Annotated in this window: 18 protein-coding genes; 8 read left to right on the top strand and 10 right to left on the bottom strand. The window is 70.0% G+C overall.

Annotation, left to right across the window (positions count from 1 at the left end):
- Positions 1-33: 33 nt before the first annotated feature.
- Positions 34-1,458 carry a type I glutamate--ammonia ligase gene (glnA, locus tag HZZ10_RS05835; protein ID WP_179912785.1) on the bottom strand — a complete coding sequence of 475 codons (1,425 nt, stop codon included), beginning with the start codon at positions 1,456-1,458 and terminating at the stop codon, positions 34-36.
- Between the two features lie 240 nt (positions 1,459-1,698).
- Between glnA and HZZ10_RS05830 the strand changes: the two genes are divergently transcribed.
- The gene (locus HZZ10_RS05830; RefSeq protein ID WP_179912784.1) at positions 1,699-2,136 is read left to right on the top strand and encodes an RDD family protein; all 438 of its coding nucleotides are present in this window, start codon (positions 1,699-1,701) and stop codon (positions 2,134-2,136) included.
- Positions 2,137-2,241: 105 nt separating this feature from the next.
- On the opposite strand, the gene HZZ10_RS05825 is transcribed toward HZZ10_RS05830, so the two are convergent.
- The 4 genes from HZZ10_RS05825 to HZZ10_RS05810 form a co-directional block, all read right to left on the bottom strand.
- On the bottom strand, positions 2,242-2,985 hold the full coding sequence (locus tag HZZ10_RS05825) for a DUF4191 domain-containing protein (RefSeq protein WP_179912783.1): 744 nt from the start codon (positions 2,983-2,985) through the stop codon (positions 2,242-2,244).
- A gap of 46 nt (positions 2,986-3,031) precedes the next feature.
- Positions 3,032-4,033, bottom strand: a complete 1,002-nt coding sequence (gene lipA / locus HZZ10_RS05820; protein ID WP_179912782.1) for a lipoyl synthase — start codon at positions 4,031-4,033, stop codon at positions 3,032-3,034.
- A gap of 84 nt (positions 4,034-4,117) precedes the next feature.
- Entirely contained in the window at positions 4,118-4,771 is a 654-nt protein-coding gene (gene lipB / locus HZZ10_RS05815; RefSeq protein WP_179912781.1) for a lipoyl(octanoyl) transferase LipB, read from the bottom strand.
- Between the two features lie 9 nt (positions 4,772-4,780).
- On the bottom strand, positions 4,781-5,227 hold the full coding sequence (locus HZZ10_RS05810) for a MarR family winged helix-turn-helix transcriptional regulator (RefSeq protein ID WP_228087152.1): 447 nt from the start codon (positions 5,225-5,227) through the stop codon (positions 4,781-4,783).
- A 42-nt stretch (positions 5,228-5,269) separates the two neighbouring features.
- On the opposite strand from HZZ10_RS05810, the gene HZZ10_RS05805 reads away from it, so the two are divergent.
- Together HZZ10_RS05805 and HZZ10_RS05800 are read left to right on the top strand one after the other, a co-directional pair.
- The gene (locus HZZ10_RS05805; protein WP_306525943.1) at positions 5,270-7,618 is read left to right on the top strand and encodes an MMPL family transporter; all 2,349 of its coding nucleotides are present in this window, start codon (positions 5,270-5,272) and stop codon (positions 7,616-7,618) included.
- Positions 7,615-8,646 carry a Gfo/Idh/MocA family protein gene (locus tag HZZ10_RS05800; protein ID WP_179912779.1) on the top strand — a complete coding sequence of 344 codons (1,032 nt, stop codon included), beginning with the start codon at positions 7,615-7,617 and terminating at the stop codon, positions 8,644-8,646. The genes HZZ10_RS05805 and HZZ10_RS05800 overlap by 4 nt, the downstream gene beginning before the upstream one ends.
- Before the next feature lie 127 nt (positions 8,647-8,773).
- Here HZZ10_RS05800 and HZZ10_RS05795 read toward each other — a convergent pair whose 3' ends face one another.
- The 3 genes from HZZ10_RS05795 to lpdA form a co-directional block, all read right to left on the bottom strand.
- The gene (locus tag HZZ10_RS05795; RefSeq protein WP_179912778.1) at positions 8,774-9,721 is read right to left on the bottom strand and encodes a TIGR01777 family oxidoreductase; all 948 of its coding nucleotides are present in this window, start codon (positions 9,719-9,721) and stop codon (positions 8,774-8,776) included.
- A 203-nt stretch (positions 9,722-9,924) separates the two neighbouring features.
- Complete coding sequence (gene sucB, locus HZZ10_RS05790) at positions 9,925-11,688, bottom strand: 2-oxoglutarate dehydrogenase, E2 component, dihydrolipoamide succinyltransferase (protein ID WP_056132047.1); 1,764 nt, start codon at positions 11,686-11,688, stop codon at positions 9,925-9,927.
- Between the two features lie 29 nt (positions 11,689-11,717).
- Positions 11,718-13,103, bottom strand: coding sequence for a dihydrolipoyl dehydrogenase (gene lpdA / locus HZZ10_RS05785; protein WP_179912777.1), 1,386 nt, complete (start codon positions 13,101-13,103; stop codon positions 11,718-11,720).
- A gap of 200 nt (positions 13,104-13,303) precedes the next feature.
- On the opposite strand from lpdA, the gene HZZ10_RS05780 reads away from it, so the two are divergent.
- Positions 13,304-13,654, top strand: a complete 351-nt coding sequence (locus tag HZZ10_RS05780; RefSeq protein ID WP_179912776.1) for an oxidoreductase — start codon at positions 13,304-13,306, stop codon at positions 13,652-13,654.
- Between the two features lie 167 nt (positions 13,655-13,821).
- Here the strand turns inward: HZZ10_RS05780 and HZZ10_RS05775 are convergent, their stop codons facing one another.
- Positions 13,822-15,303: a leucyl aminopeptidase gene (locus HZZ10_RS05775; RefSeq protein ID WP_179912775.1), complete on the bottom strand. Its 1,482-nt coding sequence runs from the start codon at positions 15,301-15,303 to the stop codon at positions 13,822-13,824.
- A gap of 64 nt (positions 15,304-15,367) precedes the next feature.
- On the opposite strand from HZZ10_RS05775, the gene HZZ10_RS05770 reads away from it, so the two are divergent.
- The 4 genes from HZZ10_RS05770 (at position 15,368) to HZZ10_RS05755 (ending at position 17,565) form a co-directional block, all read left to right on the top strand.
- Positions 15,368-15,724 (top strand): hypothetical protein, encoded by a 357-nt coding sequence (locus tag HZZ10_RS05770; RefSeq protein WP_056132059.1) that lies wholly within the window; start codon positions 15,368-15,370, stop codon positions 15,722-15,724.
- A gap of 116 nt (positions 15,725-15,840) precedes the next feature.
- On the top strand, positions 15,841-16,293 hold the full coding sequence (locus HZZ10_RS05765) for a hypothetical protein (RefSeq protein ID WP_179912774.1): 453 nt from the start codon (positions 15,841-15,843) through the stop codon (positions 16,291-16,293).
- A gap of 34 nt (positions 16,294-16,327) precedes the next feature.
- A complete protein-coding gene (locus HZZ10_RS05760; protein ID WP_179912773.1) occupies positions 16,328-17,356 on the top strand; it encodes a quinone-dependent dihydroorotate dehydrogenase in 1,029 nt (342 codons plus the stop codon).
- Entirely contained in the window at positions 17,353-17,565 is a 213-nt protein-coding gene (locus tag HZZ10_RS05755) for a hypothetical protein (RefSeq protein WP_179912772.1), read from the top strand. Before HZZ10_RS05760 ends, HZZ10_RS05755 begins: the two co-directional genes overlap by 4 nt.
- A gap of 86 nt (positions 17,566-17,651) precedes the next feature.
- Here the strand turns inward: HZZ10_RS05755 and HZZ10_RS05750 are convergent, their stop codons facing one another.
- Positions 17,652-18,665 (bottom strand): aldo/keto reductase family protein, encoded by a 1,014-nt coding sequence (locus HZZ10_RS05750; RefSeq protein WP_056132072.1) that lies wholly within the window; start codon positions 18,663-18,665, stop codon positions 17,652-17,654.
- Positions 18,666-18,670: the final 5 nt, after the last annotated feature.

Raw genomic sequence — 18,670 nt, 5'->3', positions numbered from 1 at the left:
CTCACGGACCTGCTCTCGCAGGCCCGGCGACCGTCAGAGGTCGTAGTAGAGCTCGAACTCGTGCGGGTGCGGGCGCAGGCGGATCGGGTCGATCTCGTGGGTGCGCTTGTAGTCGATCCACGTCGAGATGAGGTCGGGCGTGAAGACGTCGCCGACGGTCAGGAAGTCGTGGTCGGCCTCGAGGGCGTCGAGGGCCTCGCCGAGCGACGCGGGCACCTGCTGGATCGCCGCGTGCTCCTCGGGCGGGAGCTCGTAGAGGTCCTTGTCGACGGGCTCCGGCGGCTCGATGCGGTTCTTGATGCCGTCGATGCCGGCGAGCAGCTGGGCTGCGAAGGCGAGGTATGGGTTCGCCGACGGGTCGGGGACGCGGAACTCGATGCGCTTGGCCTTCGGCGAGTTGCCGGTCACCGGGATGCGGATGCAGGCAGAGCGGTTACGAGCCGAGTACACCAGGTTGACCGGGGCCTCGTAGCCGGGGACCAGACGGTGGTAGGAGTTCACCGACGGGTTGGTGAAGGCGAGCAGCGCGGGGGCGTGCTTGAGCAGACCACCGATGTACCAGCGAGCCATGTCGGAGAGCCCGCCGTAGCCCTTCTCGTCGAAGAACAGCGGCACGCCGTCCTTCCACAGCGACTGGTGGGAGTGCATGCCCGAGCCGTTGTCGCCGAAGATCGGCTTCGGCATGAAGGTCGCGGACTTGCCGGCGTCCCAGGCGACGTTCTTGATGACGTACTTGAACTTCATCAGGTCGTCAGCAGCCGCGGTCAGGGTCGAGAAGCGGTAGTTGATCTCCTGCTGGCCGGCGGTGCCCACCTCGTGGTGCGCGCGCTCGACGTCGAGGCCGACCTCACCGAGGACTGCGCACATCTCGTCGCGCAGGTCGGCCATCTGGTCGTTGGGGGAGACGGGGAAGTAGCCACCCTTGTACCGGGTCTTGTAGCCGAGGTTGCCACCCTCCTCCTCGCGGCCCGTGTTCCAGGCTGCTTCCTTGGAGTCGATGTGGAAGTAGGACTCGTTCGCGGCGGTCTTGAAGCGGACGTCGTCGAAGATGTAGAACTCGGCCTCCGGCGCGAAGAACGCGGTGTCGGCGATGCCGGTGCTCTTGAGGTACGCCTCGGCCTTGAATGCGACGTTGCGCGGGTCGCGGGAGTACGCCTCGTCGGTGAAGGGGTCGACGATCGAGAAGTTGACGATGAGCGTCTTGCGCTTGCGGAAGGGGTCGACGTACGCGGTGGTGACATCGGGGATGAGCTTCATGTCCGACTCGTGGATCGCCTGGAAGCCGCGGATCGAGGACCCGTCGAACATCATGCCGTCCGTGAAGGCCGACTCGGCGAACTGCGAGATCGGGATGTTGAAGTGCTGCATCACACCTGGCAGGTCGCAGAACCGCACGTCGACGAACTCGACGCCCTCGTTCTGGGTGAAGGCGATTGCCTCCTCGGCGTTCTTGAACATCCGCTACTCCTTGTTCGATGTCGCCCTGGCGTGACGGGCATGTCCAACCTAGGGGCGGCGGGTTTCCCCACCGTGTTCCCTCTGTTTCAAGCATGTTACGAACCTGTGCCCTGTGTCACGTCCGTGTGTCCGCCCAGCGGACCCCGGAGGTCCGCATGCTCGCAGGGTGAGCAGCGTCTGGTCACGTGCTGGATGGCCCTCACGGGCTCGCCGGCGGGCCCCGCCACGTATCCTCGAGGTGTGGCATCACGTGACGACATCGGCTCTTGGCTCGAAGGCACCCCGCAGGGCGACGACGGACGCGGCGGGCGGCTCGGGCTGCCCCGCTCAGGTCCGGGGTCTCTCGCACCTGTCGGTCGGCGGCTCGCCGCGCTCGTGATCGACTGGGTGGTCGCGAGCCTCATCAGCCTGGCCCTCTTCGACTACCACTCGATGGCCACCCTCGCGGTCTTCGCCGTCGAAAACATCCTGCTCGTCTCGAGCCTCGGCTTCACGATCGGGCACCGTGCGCTCGGTCTGGTCGTCCGCCCCGAGGTGCCCCAGGTCCAGACCGTCGGTCTGCTCCGCGGCGCGATCCGCGGAGTCCTGCTCTGCCTCGTGATCCCCGCGGTCATCTGGGACGGCGACGGTCGTGGTCTCCACGACAAGGCCGCCCGCACGGTCATCGTCCGCCGCTGATCCTGTGGTCACCGCGACGCCAGAGCACCACCCGGGAACGACAGAGCGACGCCCACCCCTGCTGGGGTGGGCGTCGCTCTGGGGCTGGCCTGGTGTGCGGTGCGGTCAGCGCTGGCCCTTGCGGTCGGGGCGGGCGCGGTTCGGGTCGACGCCCTTGGGGATCGGCATCCGGATCTTGCCGAGCGCGGTGAGGCGCTTGCCGACCTCGCCGACCTCGGCCTTGGTGAGCTTCGGCTTGAGCTTCTGCACGTGGCGCGCGAGCTTCGGCAGCGGGACCTGGCCCTCGCCGTTGCCGCACTGGACGACAGTGACCGGCACGCCCGAGAGGATGCGGCCGAGCTTGCGCTGCTCGGCGTCGATGAGCTTCTTCACGCGGTTCGAGGGGCCCTCGGTCACGAGGACGATCCCGGGACGTCCGAGGCCGCGGAACAGCAGGTCCTTGGTCTTCGGGTCAACGGCGGCGGGCTCTTCGTCGAAGGTCCAGCCGCGGCGGATCGTGCCGAGCGCGGCGCGCGAGGCACCGGGCTGTCCTTCGATCTCCGCGTACTGCGACCTCTCGGCGCGGCGGGCGAGCACGAACATCGCGCCGAGCAGCCCGAAGGGGATGCCGATGATCGCCATGTAGATCGGCTGACCCCACCAGAGACCGATCGCGACGGCGACGGCGACGATGCCGACGAAGACCGCGAGCATGATCCACGGCACCTTGCGGTCCCGCGCATAGGTCATCTTGTAGGCCTGGAAGACCTGGTGATACCAGCGGACCTTCTTCGGCTTCTTCTGCTTGGGGGCGCTCTGGGCGTCTGTGGCAACGCCTGTGGCGGTTGCGTCCTTGTTCTTGCGGGCCATGGTCCTCAGTCTAGCGGGGCGCGATGGTGCTCCGGAGAGCGGGTCGTCAGCGGGCGAGCAGGCTCGACGCCTCCTGCCGTGATGTCGTCGGCTCGGTGAGGTGGGCGAGCGTCTCGGGCACCGCGAGTCCGCGCCTGCGCATGGCCTGCCCCCACAGGCGACCGGCCCTGTACGAGGACCTGACGAGCGGACCGGCCATGACGCCGGAGAAGCCCATGCTGTCGGCGGCCTCGGAGAGCTCGACGAACTCTTCGGGCCGCACCCAGCGGTCGACCGGGTGGTGGCGGACGGACGGACGCAGGTACTGGGTGATCGTCACGAGGTCGCACCCGGCGTCGGAGAGGTCCTGCAGGGCGTCCCGGGCCTCGTCGGTCGTCTCGCCCATGCCGAGGATGAGGTTCGACTTGGTGACCAGCCCTGCCTCGCGGGCCCGGGTGATCACGGACAGGGACCGCTCGTAGCGGAACCCGGGCCGGATCTGCCGGAAGATGCGCGGGACGGTCTCGACGTTGTGGGCGAGGACCTCTGGCCTGGAGTCGTTGACGGCGTCGAGGAGCTCGGGCACGGCGTTGAAGTCGGGGATGAGCAGCTCGACGCCGGTCCCGGGGTTGAGCGCGTGGATCTGGCGGACCGTCTCGGCGTAGAGCCACGCGCCCCCGTCCGGGAGATCGTCACGGGCCACGCCTGTGACCGTCGAGTACCGCAGGCTCATGGTCCGGACCGACTCGGCCACCCGGCGCGGCTCGTCGGTGTCCAGGTCGGCCGGCTTCCCGGTGTCGATCTGGCAGAAGTCGCAGCGCCGCGTGCACTGGTCCCCGCCGATGAGGAAGGTCGCCTCGCGGTCTTCCCAGCACTCGAAGATGTTCGGGCAGCCGGCCTCCTCGCAGACTGTGTGGAGACCCCCGGATCTCACGAGCCCCTTGAGCTCTGTGTACTCGGGCCCCATGGTGGCGCGGGTCTTGATCCAGTCGGGCTTCTTCTCGATCGGCGTCGCGGAGTTGCGTGCCTCGACACGGAGCATGCGGCGCCCCTCGGGTGCGATGGTCACGTGCTGTCCCCCAGAGATAGTTTCTGGTCAGCGTACAACAATCGACCGAGACGTTTGATGCCACCTCGTCCGGCGACAGATCGGTCAGGCGCTTGCGGCTCCGAGGTGCTCACGCAGGTGCTCACGCAGGTGCGCCTCGAGCAGCGGCGCGACCTCTGTCACGGTCACGGTCCGGCCCAGCTCGAGGCTGAGCGTCGTCACCCCCGCGTCGGTGATGCCGCACGGCACGATCGCCGCGTACGGGGCGAGGTCGGCGTCGCAGTTGAGTGCGAGGCCGTGCATCGTCACGTCCCGTGCTACCCGGACTCCGATCGCGCAGACCTTGCGGGCGGGGAGGTCGGCGGTCGGGGCGCACCAGACCCCTGACCGGCCCTCGACGCGGACCGTCTCGAGACCGAGGTCGCGGCACACCGCCACGACGGCGTCCTCGAGCAGCCGGACGTAGGCGACCACGTCGACCGGGGCAGGGAGCGGCACGACCGGGTACGCGACGAGCTGACCCGGGCCGTGCCAGGTGATCTTGCCACCGCGGTCCACGTCGACGACCCGGAGCCCGTCGGTCGGTCGCTCAGCCTGCCGGGTCCGGCGGCCGGCTGTGTAGACGGAGGCGTGCTCGACCAGCAGCACGGTGCCCGGCCGGGTTCCGGCGGCGACCTCCGCGTGCAGGTCGCGCTGCAGCCTCCACGCCTCCTCGAAGCTGACGAGCCTGGTCCCGAGGTCGACCTGCCGGAATTCCATCGCCTCAGGCTAGCGCGGGTCGACCTCGGCCTCGGGGGCCTGTGCGCGCACCATGTCGACGAGGATCTCGCGGAGCGTCGTCATCTGCTCGGGTGTCAGGCCGGTACCGGCGATGGCCTCACCCTGCTCGGGCCGGGCGGCCTCGGCGGCGACGGCGCGGCCGGCATCGGTGAGGAGCACCACCTGTCGACGTGCGTCGGTCGGGTCGGGGGTGCGCGTGACGTACCCGAGGCGCTCGAGGCGGGCGACGGTGCGGCTCATTGTCTGCTCGGTCACGTTCGAGAGCGCCGCGATCTCGCGCTGCGAGTGGCCTCCGCGCAGCAGGTGAAGAAGCACGGGCAGGCTCGCGTGGTTGAGCCCCCAGCCGTCCAGGTGGTTGTTCCACTGGCGCTCGAGCCCGCGCGCGACGTGCGAGAGGAGCCGGCCTGTGGCCCACGTCGACGGGTCGTCTGGCATGCCCACGCTCCTCTCCACTTGCATCCGACTGTCGTGTCCTCGATGATACTCAGCATGCTGAGTAAATCCCCCAGTGCGCAGAGCCAGGGCCAGGCCGGGGGCGCACCGCGTCGCTCGGGTGTCGTCCGCGGTCTCATCATTGTCGCAGTCATCGCCATCTGGCTCGGTATCGGAGCGCTGGGCGGACAGGCCCAGGGCAAGCTGAGCTCTGTCCAGACCAACGACGCCGGTGCGTCCCTCCCGTCGAGCGCCGAGTCGACCCAGGTCGACAAGCTCGCGGCCGACTTCGTCGAGTCGCAGTCGCTGCCCGCCCTCGTCGTCGCCACCTCCTCGCAGGGGGGTGCCCTCACCGCAGACCAGCTCGCCGCCATCACCTCGTTCTCCGACTCGATCGCCGCGATCGAGATCCCTGGTGCCTCGGGAGACGACCCCCGCACCGTCGGGGACGTGCTCACAGCACCGACAGTCGTCGTGCCGTCCGAAGACGGCGAGGCTGCGCTGATCACCCTGGCCATCGACGCCGACGCGGCCGAGTCGCTGCTCGCCGACGGTGAGAGCCTCACCCCGACAGTCGTGGGTGCCATCCGCGACGCGATCGCGGCCGACCTCGCGGGCGCCGACCTCAACCTGTGGGTCACCGGTCCCGCGGGCTTCGTGGCGGACCTCGTCGTGGCCTTCGGCGGCATCGACACAGTCCTGCTGCTCGTCGCCCTCGTCGCGGTCCTCATCATCTTGGCCTTCGTCTACAGGTCGCCGATCCTGCCCTTCGTCGTCATCTTCACAGCCGTCTTCTCGCTCTGCCTCGCGGGTCTGGTGGTCTACCAGCTCGCCGACAACGGGACGCTCGTGCTCAACGGGCAGTCCCAGGGGATCTTGTCGATCCTCGTGGTCGGTGCCTCGGTCGACTACTCCCTGTTCATCGTGGCCCGCTACCGCGAGGAGCTCCGGCACACCCGTCACCCGGCGGACGCGCTGCGGAAGTCGCTGCGCGCCTCGGTCGAGCCGATCCTGGCGAGCGCCGGCACGGTCATCGCCGGTCTGCTCTGCCTCCTGCTCTCGGACCTCGCGTCGAACAGGTCGCTCGGGCCTGTCGCAGCGATCGGCATCGTCGCCGCCTTCCTCGGTGCGATGACCTTCTTGCCCGCGCTGCTGCTCGTCGGCGGCAAGCGGTCCCGCGCTGTGTTCTGGCCGCGTCGCCCGTCCTTCGTCGACGAGGCCCAGGCTGCTCCGGGCGCTGTCGGCACGATCGACACCACCAAGGGCTTCTGGGCTCGTGTGGCGCGCTTCGTCGCCCGTCACGACCGCCGAGTCTGGGTCATCACGGCTCTCGTGCTCGCCGCCTGCGCGGCCTTCGTCCCGACGCTCGACGCGAGCGGGACGAGCGAGTCCGACGTGTTCCTCACGCAGGTCGACTCGGTCGACGGCGAAGAGGTGCTCGCCCAGCACTTCGACGGCGGCAACATCCAGCCGGCCATCGTCATCGCCCCGGAGGCCGACGTCGACGCGGTCATCGCCGCAGCCGAGGGCGTGGACGGCGTGACCAGCGCGTCTGCCGTGACTGCCTCGAGCGGCCAGGGGATGCCTGGTGCGACCAGCGACGAACCTCCGCTCGTCGTCGACGGAATGGTCCGTATCGACGTCGTCACGACCGATGCCGCCGACACCCAGGGCGCCGTCGCGACCGTCGCGGACCTGCGGACAGCCGTCCACGACGTCTCCTCCGACGCTCTCGTCGGTGGTGCCGCGGCACAGCGCCTCGACACGCAGGACGCCGGGACCCGGGACCTCCAGGTCATCGTGCCGGTCGTGCTGCTGGTGATCCTCGTCATCCTCATGATGCTGCTGCGGTCGATCCTCGCCGCGGTCCTGCTCATGGCCGCGAACGTGCTCTCCTTCGGTGCCGCGCTCGGAGTCTCCGCGCTCGTGTTCCAGCACGTCTTCGGTTTCCCCGGCGCAGACCCGACGGTCCCGCTGTACGCCTTCTGCTTCCTCGTGGCGCTCGGTGTGGACTACACGATCTTCCTCATGACACGCGTCCGGGAGGAGACCATCCACCACGGCACCCGTGACGGTGTGGTCCGGGGGCTCACGGTCACCGGGTCGGTCATCACGTCCGCAGGTGTGGTCCTCGCGGCCACCTTCGCGGCGCTCGGCATCATCCCGCTGATCTTCCTCGCGCAGATCGCCTTCGTGGTCGCCTTCGGGGTGCTGCTCGACACGATCGTCGTGCGCTCGCTCCTCGTGCCTGCGCTCGTCCACGACATCGGCGGAGCCGTGTGGTGGCCCTCGAGGCTCGGCAAGACCGAGCGCGACCGGGAGCGCCAGGGCAAGCACGCTGCCGAAGACCCGGCGGCACCCGGCGGCTCGGACGGAGCTACCGTGGACGCATGAGCACACTGCGCGTCGGGCTGGTCGGGTACGGGGGAGCGGGGCGTGGCATCCACGCACGGCTCGTGGAGCAGGCGGGGTACGACGTCGCCGTCGTGGTGACCCGCTCACCGGAGCGTGCCGAGACCGCGCGCAGCGACTGGCAGGGAGTCGAGGTCGTGGACGACCTCGACTCCCTGCTGTCGGACACCTCGAGGTACGACCTCGTCGTGCTCGCCAGCCCGACCCCGCTCCACGAGGACCAGGCGGTCCAGGTCCTCGAGGCCGGCGTCCCGCTCCTCCTCGACAAGCCGATCGCCCTCGACGGGCCCGGCGCAGAGCGGGTCGCGCGGACGGCCCGGGAGACCGGGACCCCGCTCACCGTGTTCCAGAACCGCCGGTGGGATCCCGAGCAGCTCACCCTGCAGGCCGTGCTGGCCGCGGGGAGCCTCGGGTCGGTCTACCGCTTCGAGCGGCGCTGGGAGCGGTGGCGCCCGGTGCCCCAGCAGCGCTGGAAGGAGCAGGACACCCGCGGAGGCGGACTGCTCCTCGACCTCGGGACGCACCTCGTCGACTCGGCGGTCCAGCTCTTCGGGCCCGTCGAGTCCGTGTACGCCGAGCTCGCGAACCACACGACCCCGACCGAGGACGACGTCTTCCTGTCGCTGCGTCACGCAGCGGGGGACGAGGGCCAGCAGGTCGTCAGCCACCTCTGGGGCGGCTCTGTCGTCGGGGCACCTGGTCCACGGACCCGGGTGCTCGGCTCGGAGGGGGCGTACGTCGTGACGACCTTCGAGAACGACGCCTCTCCCTTCGAGGAGATGGACGCCGACGCGCCCGAAGGGTCCCAGGGCTGGCTCTCCCACGGCCGGGAGCGGACACCGGTCCAGCAGGCACCGGGCGGGCACGAAGACTTCTACCCTGCGGTCGCCGCGTGGGTCCTCGACGGTGGGCCTGTGCCTGTCGACCCCGAGGAGACCGTGGCGACGGCCCGGGTGCTCGACGCAGCCCGCGAGAGCGCGGCCACAGGGGCGCGGATCAGCCTCGGCTGACTCGCGGCACATCGGCTTCGCCGGGGCTGCGCGGCAGCGCGTCGCGCCGACGGGCACCCCGTGTCCCAGGTGGGGCACCACCGACCACGGCACCGCCCGACGACTCGTCGGGCGGTGCCGTGGTCGTTCAGACGGTCGGGCTGGTCTGGGCCGGTCGGCCCTCGGCCACCCAACGGGCCGCGGCGTGGATCGTCGGGTGCGTGAACTCGAAGCCAGCCTGCTCTAGCACCTCGGGGTGCACGCGCTGCGACCCGAGGAGCTCGCTCGAGAACTCACCGAGGGCGATCTTCAGCGCGAAGGCCGGGACCTTGATCTTGGTGGGCCTGCCGAAGGCGTCACCGAGGGCGCGGGTGAGGTCGGCGTTGCGTGAGGGAGCCGGCGCCGTGAGGTTGACGGGCCCTTCGAGGTCGGACTCCATGATGTGCAAGATCGCGCGGATCTCGTCTTCGAGGGAGATCCAGCTCCAGAACTGGTCGCCGCTGCCCATCGGACCCGCGACCCCCGCCTTGACCAGGGGGAGCAGCCGTCCGAGCGCCCCTCCGCTCGGGGCGAGGACGATCCCGGTGCGCAGGCGCGCGACCCGCAGCCCTGCCGCACGGGCGGGCTCGGCCGCGGCCTCCCACGCCCGGACCACGTCGGCGAGGAACCCCTCCCCGAGGGGGCTCGACTCCGTGAGCACCGTGTCGCCCTGGTCGCCGTAGGCGCCGATGGCCGAGGCCTGCACGAGCACGGCCTCCGTGGGGGCACGGTCGGCGGAGACGGCCGCGGCGAGCCGCTCGGAGAGCAGGGTCGTGGAGTCGACACGCGACCGAAGGATCTGCTCGCGGTAGGCGTCGGTCCAGCGGTGGTCGCCGACGCCCACCCCGGCGAGGTTCACAACAGCCCGTGCGCCGTCCAGGGCCTCTGACGGGAGCTGCCCGGCGCCGGGATCCCAGGTGATCTCGCCGGGGGCCTTCACAGGGCGGCGGACGAGCGTGCGGACGTCGTACCCGCGGCGCCTGAGGCGCGGGACGAGCGCCGACCCCACAAATCCGCTCGAGCCTGCGACGACGACGGTCTTGCGGGTGGTGTCCATCTGGTCATCGTAGGCAGCCGGAGACGTCGGGGCGCGCTGGAGGTGGCCGACGCGGCTGTGGTCCCGGGCAGAGATGCACGACGCAGCCGGGCCGGTGCGCAGGACGCAGCCGGGCCGGGACGCACGACGACCCCGCAGCCGTGGGCTGCGGGGTCGTCGTGTGGTGCGGTCGGGTGCCGGTGAGGGCACCCGTCAGAGCGTGGTCAGAGACCGACCTCGGACTCGAAGGCACCCTCTTCGATGCGCTTCTTGACGGCCATGAGGTAGCGCGACGCGTCGGCGCCGTCCACCAGACGGTGGTCGTAGGAGAGCGAGAGGTAGCAGATCGAGCGGATCGCGATGACCTCGGCGCCGTCGGCGTCGGTGATCACTGCGGGACGCTTGACGATCGTGCCGGTGCCGAGGATCGCCGACGTGCCGCCGGGGACGATCGGGGTGTCGATGAGCGCCCCACCCGAACCGGTGTTGGTGATCGTGAAGGTGGCGCCGCTGAGCTCGTCCGGTCCGACCTTGTTGTCACGCGTGCGCGTGGCGAGGTCACCGATCTTGCGGGCGATGCCGCCGAGGTTGAGGTCACCGGCGTCGCGGATGACCGGGACCAGCAGGCCACGCGGGGTGTCGACGGCGATACCGACGTTCTCCGACGCGTGATACGTGATCTGGTCGCCCTCGAGGACGCCGTTGATCTTCGGGAAGGCCTTGAGGGCCTCGACGGCAGCCAGCGCGAAGAACGGCAGGAAGGTGAGGTTCGCGTTCTCGCGAGCCTTGAAACCGTCCTTCGCCTTGGCACGAAGACGCGCGACGCGGGTCACGTCGACCTCGACGACCGTGGTGAGCTGCGCCTGCGAGTGCAGGGCCTCGACCATGCGCTCGGCGATGATCTTGCGCAGGCGGCTGGCCTTCTCGGTCGTGCCGCGCAGCGGCGAGACCTCGGGGACCGACGCCTTGCGTGCCGCGGCCGGAGCCTCGGACGGCGCGGCTGCGGCGGGAGCCGGAGCAGCGGCAGCCTTGGCAGCCTCTTCGGCCTTGGCAGCAGCCTCGAGGACGTCTTCCTTGCGGATCCGCCCACCGACACCGGTCCCGGTGACCGTGGCGATGTCGACGCCCTTCTCGGACGCGAGCTTGCGCACGAGAGGCGTGAGGTACGAGCCACCGGCGGCGGACGGTGCGTCCGTCTTCGGAGCCTCGGCCTTGGGGGCCTCTGCCTTCGGGGCCTCGGCCTTGGGTGCTTCAGCCTTCGGGGCTTCAGCCTTGGGAGCCTCGGCCTTCGGTGCCTCAGCAGCCGGAGCCTTCTCGGCGGGAGCCGACTCAGCAGCCGCGCCGGAGCCGATGACCGCGAGGACTGTGCCGACCTCGACGGTCTCGTCCTCCTGGACGAGGATCTGCTGGAGCGTCCCGGCGACGGGCGACGGGACCTCGGTGTCGACCTTGTCGGTCGAGACCTCGAGCAGGGGCTCGTCGACCTCGACGCTGTCGCCGACCGACTTGAGCCAGCGGGTCACGGTGCCCTCGGTGACGGACTCTCCGAGCGCGGGGAGCTTGATCTCCTCACCGTCACCCGAGGGTGCGGACTCGGCCGTCGTCGACTCGGTCGGTGCGGCCTCCTCCGACGGTGCGGGGGTCTCGTAGCCGCCACCCGAGGCCGGAGCCTCGTCGGTGACCTCGGCCGGAGCCTGGGGGGCGGGAGCCTCGTCGGCGCTCTTCGCGTCGTCGCTGCTGCCGGCTCCCTCGCCCGAGCCGATCTCGGCGAGGGCGGCGCCGACCTCGACGGTCTCGTCCTCCTCGACCAGGATCTTCTCGAGCACGCCGGCGAACGGCGACGGGATCTCGGTGTCGACCTTGTCGGTCGAGACCTCGAGCAAGGGCTCGTCGAGCTCCACGGTCTCGCCGACGGCCTTGAGCCAACGGGTGACGGTGCCTTCGGTGACTGATTCGCCCAGTGCGGGCATCTGCACGGTGTCAGACATGACCTCTCCGGTCTCCTTCGATCGCTTGGTCAGTTGTGGGCGTGCAGGGGCTTGCCGGCCAGAGCCAGGAATGCCTCTCCGAGCGCTTCGTTCTGAGTGGGGTGTGCGTGGACGAGCGAGGCGACGTCTTCGGGGTACGCCTCCCAGTTGACGATGAGCTGACCCTCGCCGATGAGCTCACCGACGCGTGCACCGATCATGTGGACGCCCACGACGGGGCCGTCCTTCTGGCGCACGAGCTTGATGAAGCCCTGGGTGTCGAGGATCTTGCTCTTGCCGTTGCCGGCGAGGTTGTACTCGAGGGTCTCGACGTTGTCGGCGCCGAGGCTCTCCTTGGCCTTCGCCTCGGTCAGACCGACAGACGCGATCTCGGGGTCCGAGTACGTGACGCGGGGGATGCCCGACTCGACGATCGGCGCGGGGTTGAGGCCGAGGATCTGCTCGGCGACGAAGATGCCCTGCGCGAAGCCGCGGTGCGCGAGCTGGAGGCCGGGGACGATGTCTCCGACGGCCCAGATGTTGCCGACACCCGTGTGCAGCTTCTCGTCGGTGATGACGAAGCCGCGGTCGAGGGTGATGCCCTGCTGCTCGTAGCCGAGGTCGGCGGTGCGGGGGCCGCGGCCGACGGCGACGAGCATGATCTCGGCGTCGAAGGTCTTGCCGGACTCGAGGGTGACGTGCACGCCCGAGTCGTCCTGCTCGACGGTCTTGAAGCGGTCGCCGAGGTTGAAGGCGATGCCACGCTTGCGGAAGGCACGCTCGAGAGCCTTGCTCAGCGCCTCGTCCTCAGCGGGGACCAGGTGCGGCAGACCCTCGATGATCGTGACGTCGGCACCGAAGGAGCGCCACACGCTCGCGAACTCCGAGCCGATGACACCTCCACCGAGGACGATCACGGACTTGGGGACGGTGTCGAGCTTGAGCGCCTGCTCGGAGGTCATCACGCGACCGCCGATCTCGAGGCCCGGGAGCGAGCGCGAGTAGGAGCCCGTCGCGATGACGACGTTGCGGCCTGTGTAGCGGGTGCCGTCGACCTCGACTGCATCCTTGCCGACGAGCTTGCCGTAGCCCTCGATGACGGTGATCTTGCGGGACTTGATGAGTCCCTGGAGGCCCTTGTACAGGCCGGAGATGACGCCGTCCTTGTACTTGTTGACGCCGTCCATGTCGATGCCCTTGAGCTCGGTCTGCACACCGAAGTGCGCACCGTCGCGGGCGTTGTCCGCGAGCTCTGCAGCGTGGAGGAGCGCCTTGGTGGGGACGCAGCCGTAGTGGAGGCAGGTGCCCCCGAGCTTGTCAGCCTCGATCAGGGCGACTTTCTGGCCGAGCTGAGCGGCGCGCAGTGCGGTGGCGTAGCCTCCGCTGCCTCCGCCCAGGACGACGATGTCGAAATCGGTGCCGGGGGTCTCGGCCACGTGCAACTCCTTAGGCGCAATGGGTTCGTTACCGCTCCATCTTGTCATCACGGGACGTGTGCCCCAACCGCTGGAGGGGCCCAAAGGCCCAGTTGGTGGTGTGAGAATGGAGACATCCCACGACTTTGGTCCTGGGTGAGGTCTGCCAGCGGCCCTGCGTATCCAGGATTCTCACGGGTGGGCGCATGTATTCTGCGTCCATGTCGCGACTGTCACGGATCTTCGGCCGCCGCCGTCCCACCTCCGCCACGTCTGCCGAGGCACCGGCGCCTCTGCGGTCCAGCGACCGGCGCCGCGAGACGATGGAGCACCTCGAGCAGTTCACCCGCTCGCGGGTGGGCGTCGAGTCCTACATCGAGCCGCCGACTGTCGACCAGCCGACCACCATCTTGCTCATCGCGTCGTCGGGGGAGTGGACGCGCCGCCGCGTCCCGGACGCCGTCGCGGCCCGCAAGATCGCCGCGGAGATCGGCATCCCCGTCTACGACGTGAACTTCACCGGGTACCCGCAGCGCATGCGGGACTGGAACAGCGCGCACAAGCGCCGCTGAGCAGGGCGATGGTGACGGCTTCTTGCGCTCTGAGCCCGGGCTGACCCCGGCAGGCTGCTGACGCTGCGCACCTCGTGGCGCGCCACACCTCTTGACGCGCCGACGGGCGCGGACCACGACGTCGTGTCGTGGTCCGCGCCCGTCGGCGTCTCGCGAGTGGTGCTGGGCTACTTCGCGGCCGCGTAGGCCTCGAGGAAGCCGAGCATGGTGCGGACACCGACGCCGGTGCCACCCACAGGGGTGTAGCCGTGCGCAGAGCCCTCGTTGAAGGACGGTCCGGCGATGTCGAGGTGGGCCCACGGGCGCCCGCCGGTGAACTCTTCGAGGAAGAGCCCGGCGACGAGCATCCCGCCGAAGCGGTCACCGATGTTCGCGATGTCCGCGACCGGCGAGTCCATGCTCTTGCGGAGCTCGCGCGGGAGCGGCATCGGCCAGAACTGCTCGCCGGTCGCACCGGCGGCGTCGACGACCTGCGTGCGGACGTCCTCCGAGCCCATGACTGCGCTGACGCGTGCACCGAGGGCGACCATCTGCGCACCGGTGAGGGTCGCGATGTCCAGGACGACGTCGGGGTTCTCCTCGCCGGCCGCGACGAGGCCGTCGGCCAGGACCAGGCGGCCCTCGGCGTCGGTGTTGAGGACCTCGACGGTCTTGCCGCCACGGATCGTGATGACGTCGGAGGGGCGCTGGGCCGTGCCCGAGGGCATGTTCTCGGCGAGGCAGAGCCACCCGGTCACGGCGACAGGCAGGCCGAGGCGAGCAGCGGCGAGGACCGTGTGCAGCACCGCGGCGGCGCCGGCCATGTCGGACTTCATCGCCTCCATGCCCTTGGCGGGCTTGATCGAGATGCCGCCCGAGTCGAAGGTGATGCCCTTGCCGACGAGCGCGATCTTCGCGGCCGGGCGGCTCGGGGTGTACGCGACCTTGACCAGGCGCGGTCCGCGGGTCGAGCCGAGGCCGACGCCGAGCAGACCGCCGTAGCCACCAGCGGTGAGGGCCTTCTCGTCGAGGACCGTCACCTTGACGCCGCTGCCCTTGGCCGCGGACTTCGCGATGTCGGCGAAGGCCGCCGGGAACAGGTCGTTCGGGGCGCTGTTGACGAGGTCGCGGGTCGCGTGGACCGACTGCGCGATGACCGAGGCCCGCTCGCCGGCCTTCTTGAGCGACGGCTTCTTGGCGTGCTCGGTGACGACCTCGACCGAGGCGACGGGCGTCCCGGCGGTCGCTGCCTCACCTGTGCGGTAGGTGCGGAAGGCGTAGGCACCGAGGAGGGCGCCCTCGGCGACGGCTGCTGCATCGGCCTCGGACACGACGGGGAGCGCGAGGGCTGCGGACGGCACACCACCGAGGCTGCGCACGGCGGCACCTGCCGAACGGCGCAGGCTCTCCGGGGTGAGGTCGGCGACGGCGCCGAGGCCGGTGAGGACGATGACCTTGGCGGAGACACCCTTGGCGGAGGGGACGCGGGTCACGCTGTCCACGGCACCGGTGACACCGAGGAGCTCGAGGTCGAGCGTCGCGGCCACGGCCTTCGGCAGCGCGTCGCTCGGGGCGAGCACGGGGCCTGTCGGTGTCTGGCCCACGCCGATGACGAGCGCATGAGAGGTGAGAGAGCTAGGGGCTGAGGAGGTGAAGGTGAGATCGGTCACCGGTCGATCGTATCGCCCGGTGGCGTGCACCCCGACCGGGTCGTGCGAGCGGTAATCTCGACCTGTGCTCACGCCCCTCACCGTCCTCGTCGTCGCCGCCTCGTCGGCCCTCGGTCTGTGGGCCGCGTGGTTCGTGCTGCGCGACCGCGCGGTGATCCTCAAGCAGCTCTGGGGTGCGGCCGTGGTCGAGGGGCTGCTGCTCCTGCAGACGATCGCCGCCGCGGTGCTGCTGGTCACCGGTGACGGCCACTCCGACGTCGGCGAGCTGTGGGGCTATCTCGTCACGGTCCTGCTGATCCTGCCCTTCGCGGCCGCCTGGGCCTTCGCCGAGCGCAGCCGCTGGAGCTCGGTCGTCATGGTGCTGGCTGCCGTCACCGTGATCTTCCTGGAGTACAGGCTCGTCCAGATCTGGGAGCGCTGACGCGCGGCACACCTCAGCACGCAGGGCGCGTCTCGCACCGCCCGCCGAGCATCACCCGCACGACCCGAGAACGGCCCGAGAACGCTCGACACGACCGCACGAGAAGAGAGAAGAACGTGGACCTCGACCGGACGGACGCCCCCAGCGGCTCGGCCCCCCGCACCAGCTCAGGTTTCGGGCGGCTGCTCGTCGCCGTCTACGGGATCCTGGCGCTCGCCGCGACGGTCCGCGGTGCCTACCAGCTCGTGGCGCAGGGCTCCGAGGCGCCTGTCGCGTACTCGCTCTCGCTGCTCGCCGGCATCGTCTACGTCGTCGCGACGGTCGCCCTCGCGAAGGGCACCGGCCGCTGGCGCACCGTCGCCTGGGTCACGGTGTCGGTCGAGCTCCTCGGCGTGCTCACCGTCGGCATCCTCACGATCGTCGACGCCGGAGACTTCCCCGACGCGACGGTCTGGTCCGGTTTTGGTCAGGGCTACGGCTACGTGCCCCTGGTCCTGCCGCTCGTCGGCCTCTTCTGGCTGTGGCGAACGCGCCCTGCCCCGCACACCTCTGCACCCCCCGCTGCCTGAGTCCTGCACCGCCACCTGAGGAGCACCGCACGTCATGATCTACCCCTTCGTCTTCCGCACGGTCTTCCGCCGCATGGACCCCGAGCAGGCGCACCACCTGGCCTTCCGGGCGATCTCGCTCGTCGGCCGGACCCCCGTGCTCTCGAGCGTGGTCCAGGGCGCTCTCGCACCGTTCCTCCAGGGGCCGGGGGTCGAGGTCTTCGGACGTCGTGTCCCGGCGCCCTTCGGTGTCGCCGGGGGCTTCGACAAGAACGCCGAGGCTGTGCAGGGTCTGACGATGCTCGGCTTCGGATTTGTCGAGATCGGGACTGTGACCGCTCATGCGCAGCCCGGCAACGAGCGTCCGCGGCTGTGGCGGGAGATCGACCTCGGCGGCGTGCGCAACCGGATGGGCTTCAACAACGAGGGTGCGGCGGCGGCCGCGGCAAGGCTCGAGAAGCTGCGCTCGACCCGTGCGGGCCGCGCGATCTTCGTCGGGGCCAACATCGGCAAGACGAAGGTGACGCCCGCGGCCGAGGCTGCGGGCGACTACGCGACGAGCGCGAGCCTGCTCGCGCCGTGGGCCGACTACCTGGTCGTGAACGTGTCCTCGCCGAACACGCCGGGACTGCGCGACCTCCAGTCGGTCGACGCGCTGCGCCCGATCCTCGTCGCGGTCCGTGAGGCGGCCGACACCGCGACGGCTGCTGCAGGGCGGCCTCGGATCCCGTTGCTCGTCAAGATCGCGCCCGACCTGGCCGACGACGACGTCGACGCCGTGGCGGACCTCGCCCTCGAGCTCGGGCTCGACGGGGTCGTCGCGGTCAACACGACGATCTCGCACGACCTCGGCGAGGGTGGTCTCTCCGGGCGGCCACTGCTGGCCCGTGGTCTCGAGGTGGTCGCGCGTCTGCGCGAGCGTCTCGGCTCGCGACCGGTGATCATCGGGGTGGGGGGCATCACGACACCCTCCGACGCGCAGGCGTATCTCGACGCCGGCGCGAACCTCACGCAGGGGTACACGGCCTTCATCTACGAGGGTCCGTTCTGGGCCCGCCGGATCAACAAGGAGCTCGTCCGATGACGACACCCCAGTGGACCTGGACCTTCCAGGGCGCCGACGGTCAGCCGGCCGACGCGCCCATCAGCCCCGTGTTCACCAACCAGTTCGACGCCGAGCAGTGGCTCGGTCAGGGCTGGCGCGAGCTCGCGGGCTCTGGCATCGCCGCCGCGGTGCTGCTCAACGAGGGCCGGCCTGCTGCTCCTGCGGTGAGGTTGTCGAGCGAGGTCTGAGGCTCGACCCCACGACAGCAGAAGGCCCGGTCGGGCGGTGACCTCTCACCGCCCGGCCGGGCCTTCTCGTGCTCTGGAGGGCTGCGTCAGGCGACGCGACCCTTCGGGGCGGTCTCAGCGGTCTTGCTGGCGTCGCGCTCGACGACGTCCCCGAGGATCGTGTCGATCTTCGTCAGCAGCTCGTCGGGGATGACGACCCCGGAGGCCTTGACGTTCTCCGCGACCTGCTCGGGACGCGAGGCCCCGATGAGGGCTGCGGCGACGTTCTTGTTCTGCAGCACCCACGCGACGGCGAGCTGGGCGAGGGACAGGTCGAGCTCGTCGGCGACGGGCTTGAGCTCCTGCACACGGCGCAGCACGTCGTCGTCCAGGAAGCGCTTGATCATGTTCGCGCCGCCCTTCTCGTCCGTGGCGCGCGAGCCTGCGGGGAGCTCGGCTCCAGGCGCGTACTTGCCGGTCAGAACACCCTGGGCCACGGGGGACCAGACGATCTGCGAGATGCCGAGCTCGGCCGACGTCGGCACGACCTCGTCCTCGATGACACGCCACAGCATCGAGTACTGGGGCTGGGAGGAGATCAGCTGGAAGCCGAGCTCCTTCGACAGGGCGTGGCCCGCGCGGATCTGGTCGGCGGTCCACTCGCTGACGCCGATGTACAGGGCCTTGCCCTGACGGACGATGTCGGCGAAGGCCTGCATCGTCTCCTCGAGGGGGGTCTCGGTGTCGAAGCGGTGCGCCTGGTACAGGTCGACGTAGTCGGTCCCGAGGCGGGTGAGCGAGCCGTTGATTGACTCCATGATGTGCTTGCGCGAGAGCCCCGTGTCGTTGGGGCCGCCGGGGCCTGTGGGCCAGTAGACCTTCGTGAAGATCTCGAGCGACTCGCGACGCTCGCCCTTGAGCGCGTCGCCGAGGACCTGCTCGGCCTTCGTGTTCGCATAGACGTCTGCGGTGTCGAAGGTCGAGATGCCGGCGTCGAGCGCCGCACGGACGCAGGCTGTCGCCGCGTCGTTCTCGACCTGTGAGCCGTGGGTGAGCCAGTTGCCGTAGGTGATCTCCGAGATCTTCAGACCGGAGTTGCCGAGGTATCGATAGTTGACCATCCGTC

Origin of the sequence: Sanguibacter inulinus (genome assembly GCF_013415325.1) — a bacterium.
Classification (GTDB): Bacteria; Actinomycetota; Actinomycetes; order Actinomycetales; family Cellulomonadaceae; genus Sanguibacter; species Sanguibacter inulinus.
This window is presented reverse-complemented; position numbering and strand designations above follow the sequence as displayed.

What these genes read in the sequence shown, in the direction of transcription:
- HZZ10_RS05800 (WP_179912779.1), top strand. Translation starts at nt 7,615, where the DNA reads ATGAGCACACTGCGCGTCGGGCTGGTCGGGTACGGGGGAGCGGGGCGT.
- HZZ10_RS05810 (WP_228087152.1), bottom strand. Translation starts at nt 5,227, where the DNA reads ATGCCAGACGACCCGTCGACGTGGGCCACAGGCCGGCTCCTCTCGCAC.
- HZZ10_RS05825 (WP_179912783.1), bottom strand. Translation starts at nt 2,985, where the DNA reads ATGGCCCGCAAGAACAAGGACGCAACCGCCACAGGCGTTGCCACAGAC.
- glnA (WP_179912785.1), bottom strand. Translation starts at nt 1,458, where the DNA reads ATGTTCAAGAACGCCGAGGAGGCAATCGCCTTCACCCAGAACGAGGGC.
- HZZ10_RS05750 (WP_056132072.1), bottom strand. Translation starts at nt 18,665, where the DNA reads ATGGTCAACTATCGATACCTCGGCAACTCCGGTCTGAAGATCTCGGAG.
- lipB (WP_179912781.1), bottom strand. Translation starts at nt 4,771, where the DNA reads ATGGAATTCCGGCAGGTCGACCTCGGGACCAGGCTCGTCAGCTTCGAG.
- HZZ10_RS05795 (WP_179912778.1), bottom strand. Translation starts at nt 9,721, where the DNA reads ATGGACACCACCCGCAAGACCGTCGTCGTCGCAGGCTCGAGCGGATTT.
- HZZ10_RS05805 (WP_306525943.1), top strand. Translation starts at nt 5,270, where the DNA reads ATGATACTCAGCATGCTGAGTAAATCCCCCAGTGCGCAGAGCCAGGGC.
- HZZ10_RS05780 (WP_179912776.1), top strand. Translation starts at nt 13,304, where the DNA reads ATGTCGCGACTGTCACGGATCTTCGGCCGCCGCCGTCCCACCTCCGCC.
- HZZ10_RS05755 (WP_179912772.1), top strand. Translation starts at nt 17,353, where the DNA reads ATGACGACACCCCAGTGGACCTGGACCTTCCAGGGCGCCGACGGTCAG.
- sucB (WP_056132047.1), bottom strand. Translation starts at nt 11,688, where the DNA reads ATGTCTGACACCGTGCAGATGCCCGCACTGGGCGAATCAGTCACCGAA.
- HZZ10_RS05760 (WP_179912773.1), top strand. Translation starts at nt 16,328, where the DNA reads ATGATCTACCCCTTCGTCTTCCGCACGGTCTTCCGCCGCATGGACCCC.